Below are 3,472 nucleotides of genomic sequence, written 5' to 3'. Positions count from 1 at the left end.
TGATCTTTGGCGTGCATTTTTTAGCGAGCTCGTCGCCATGAGTCACGATAGAGCCAAGCCACGCTATAAAATCGCCGTATGTAAGCTCGGACGCGTTTGCGCTAAATTCCAAATGCACGTGCGGATTTATAAACGCAGGCATCGCTATGTCGCCGCTAAAGTCCAAAATTTCGGCTTGCGGGTATTTGCGTGCCGCGCTTGCAAAGGCACAAACCTCGATTATCTTTTTATCAAAGACGATCGCGCCCTCTTTTAAAATTTTAAAATTCTCATCGCAGACAAGAACCCACTTCGCCCTTAAAATTCTCATCGTTTTCCTTATTTAAAACAGCGCGTGATTTTAGCATAAAATTCTATTTCGCGCTAAATTTAGAGATAAAATTTTATCGCTTGGGCTTGAGCGGGCAAATTTGGCGCCATAGTAAAAAATAAGCTCGCTTTGGTTATAATTTTCGCTTAAATTTCAAAACAAGGACGCAAAAATGAAAATTATGGTGATTCAAGGACCGAATATCAATATGCTTGGTATGCGCGAGCCCGCTATTTACGGGGTTATGAAGATGGAGGACATCCATAAACAGATGAAGGCGGTCGCCGATCAGAGCGGCAACGAGATCGAGTTTTTCCAGAGCAATTTCGAAGGCGAGATCGTCGATAAGATCCAAGAGTGCTTCGGCACCTGCGACGGCATCATCATCAATCCCGCCGCCTACACGCACACTTCGCTCGCCATCCGCGATGCGCTCGCCGCAGTCAGTCTGCCCGTGATCGAAGTGCATATCTCAAACATTGCTCGTAGGGAAGAGCTTAGACAAAAAAGTCTAATAGCGCCCGTGACTGCAGGTCAGATCATCGGATTCGGTCCCGTGGGATACCATCTGGCGATGATCGGAATGATTCAAATTTTTGAGCAGATCAAGGCCGCCAGAGCCGAGCAAAAAGCCAAGTAGGACCGGGTTAAATTTGAAAAATTTTATCTTAAAGGACGAAAACGCCGTTTACCACGAGTGCGGATACAGCTGCGACAACGCGATATTTTTGAGCCTCGCGGGGTGCAAATTTTTCCTCACCGATGCGCGTTATAGCATCGAGGCGCGCGAGCTTTGCCAAGATACCGAAGTTATCGAGGTCGAGCGAAATTTGATAAAAGACACGCGGCTGTTTTTGCGAAAGGCGGGCGTAAAGGAGCTTAGCTACAACCCGTACGATTTTAGCGCGGGCGAGTGGGAAGCTCTGAGCAAAGGACTTGGGATAAGATTTAAGGCGCGGGCGAATTTTTCGCAAATTTCGCGCATAATAAAATCAGAAGACGAGATAAAAATTTTAAAGCAAGCGGCGCAGCTAGGTGCCCAGAGGTTTGACGAATTTGCCGCGTTCGTGCGCGCCGAGGGCGAAGGCATGAGCGAAGAGGAGCTGTTTTTTAACGCCGAGCTCATCTTTAAGAAAAAGGGCGAGCTAGCGCTTAGCTTTTCGCCTATCGTCGCGATCAACGAAAACGCCGCCAAGGCGCACGCATTGCCCGGTAAAAAGCGGCTGAGAGAGGGCGATTTGCTCCTGCTTGATGCGGGGGTTAAATTTAATCGCTACTGCTCGGATAGGACGCGCACGGCGTGCTTTGACGAAAATTTTAACTTCGGCAAGGAGCAAAATTTTAAAAACGCCAAACGGCAAGAAATTTACGAGATCGTAAAAGAGGCGCAAGCTCTGGCGATCGCGGCGGTCGTGCCTGGCAAAAAGGCGCGCGAGATCGACGCGGCGGCTAGGGATTTTATCGCCGCTCAGGGCTACGGCGAAGCGTTTTTTCACAGCACGGGACACGGCGTCGGAGTCGATATCCACGAGCTTCCGTTCATCTCAAAGCGCGGAGATACCGTGCTAAAAGAGGGCATGGCCTTTAGCGTGGAGCCGGGGATCTATCTGCCCGGCGAGTTTGGCGTACGTATCGAGGATGTCGTGGTCGTGCGCGAAAACGGGGCCGAAATTTTAAGCGAGCAGATTTGATGAATGTGCGGCTTAAGAAAAACGGATTTTACGAGTGCGCGGACGCGCTGTGCGTCGTAAAAAGCGCCGTTTTCCCGATGAGGCGCCGCGAGCGCGGAAATTTTAAAAATTTATACCTACTTGGGCTCGGCGGGAATTTAGGAGATGTCAGGCGACGCTTCGAGCGATTTTATCACACTTTACAAAGTGACGCGCGCTTTTTCGTAGCGCAAAATTCCTTGATCCTGAAAAACAAGCCGTTCGGCTTTTTGCGACAGGAAAATTTTTTAAACGCCGTGATGCTCGTGCAAAGCTCGCTTTGGCCGAATTTGATGCTAAAAATTATGCAGCGCGCGGAGCTACGATTTGGGCGCAAAAGAAGCTTCAAAAACGCGCCGCGCACGCTGGACGTGGATATTTTATATGCAAGCGCAAAGGTGCGTGCCTGCGAGCGGCTCGTGCTGCCGCATCCGGGTGTTTGCGAGCGCATAAGCGTGATTTTGCCACTTGGAGAGATGAAATTTAAAAGAGGACTGATATGCAAACTAAAATCGTAAATTTTTTAAGCGCCAAGGGCGGAGTCGGCAAGAGCGTGATTGCAGCAAATTTCGCCGAAATTCTAAGCGAGCAGGGCTACCGCACGGCGATCATAGAAGCGCCGAATTTAAACAATCAAGAGATCATTTTAAACGCTTTGCAAAGAAAGAGGATTTCGCTACCAAGCGCTGTCGCGGTAAAAATTTCGCAAAATTTAACGCTCGTCTCGCCCGCGCTTGCTTCACAAAATCCCGCGTCCTCGCAAAATTCTATCAAAAACGCAAGCTCTAGCGCGGATGATTACGTCATGCAAAATTCTATGGGTAGCGCACAAAACCGGGAGGGCGACGAAAGTATCAGCTCGCGCAATTACGCGCAAAAACTCACGAGCTCTGATGGCAAAAATAACTCAGAAAATTCCGCCGCTTCAAATTCAATAGCAAACGCTGCAAAAAATTCTACGAATTGTGCAGCCAAAAAGCCGCAGAATTACGAAGATGGATGGAATTTTACAGAATCAGAAAGCCTAGAGAATTTTAAAAGCGATGATTTCACCAAGCAAAATTCAATCCCTGACGAGAATTCTCAAAATTCCGCAAGTGAAGATGAAATGAAAAATTCCGCCCGCTCATCAAATCCCGAAGAAGCCGGAAATTCCGCAAACGCAAAGGCTCACGAAAGCCCCGCTCGCTTCGCAAGTGAGCTGAAAGAGGCGGGAATCTTCGATTTTATTTTGATCGATGCGGGGCTTGAGTATCTTGGAGATTTTTTGAGCATCGGCGACGAAAATATCGTGCTGTGCGCGAACGAACCCTGCTCGATCAGCAATACCTACGCGCTTTTAAAGACGCTTGGAGCTAGCAAAAAAGAGGTTTTGTTTTTGCTAAATTTCACCGCAAGCGAGGATGATGCCGTTATGATCTACGACAATCTAAAGTCGGTTGCGCACCGCAAT

At 48.5% G+C, this 3,472-nt stretch carries 4 protein-coding genes and 1 pseudogene; 4 read left to right on the top strand and 1 reads right to left on the bottom strand.

Translation table 11 applies throughout. From position 1 onward, the window contains the following. A pseudogene (locus Q0256_RS08060) lies at positions 1-310 on the bottom strand (metal-dependent hydrolase); the annotation flags it as partial. Positions 311-482: 172 nt separating this feature from the next. On the opposite strand from Q0256_RS08060, the gene aroQ reads away from it, so the two are divergent. From aroQ to Q0256_RS08040, 4 genes are all read left to right on the top strand, one after another. Continuing rightward, a complete protein-coding gene (gene aroQ, locus Q0256_RS08055; protein WP_005869936.1) occupies positions 483-950 on the top strand; it encodes a type II 3-dehydroquinate dehydratase in 468 nt (155 codons plus the stop codon). A 13-nt stretch (positions 951-963) separates the two neighbouring features. Next, positions 964-2,001, top strand: coding sequence for a M24 family metallopeptidase (locus Q0256_RS08050; protein WP_297962049.1), 1,038 nt, complete (start codon positions 964-966; stop codon positions 1,999-2,001). After that, entirely contained in the window at positions 2,001-2,537 is a 537-nt protein-coding gene (gene folK / locus Q0256_RS08045) for a 2-amino-4-hydroxy-6-hydroxymethyldihydropteridine diphosphokinase (RefSeq protein ID WP_297962047.1), read from the top strand. The genes Q0256_RS08050 and folK overlap by 1 nt, the downstream gene beginning before the upstream one ends. Continuing rightward, positions 2,519-3,472: P-loop NTPase (locus Q0256_RS08040; RefSeq protein WP_297962045.1), on the top strand; the 954-nt coding region annotated here is incomplete at its 3' end. The genes folK and Q0256_RS08040, both read left to right, overlap by 19 nt.

The sequence above is a fragment of the uncultured Campylobacter sp. genome (genome assembly GCF_937949835.1).
Lineage (GTDB): Bacteria > Campylobacterota > Campylobacteria > Campylobacterales > Campylobacteraceae > Campylobacter_B.
This window is presented reverse-complemented; position numbering and strand designations above follow the sequence as displayed.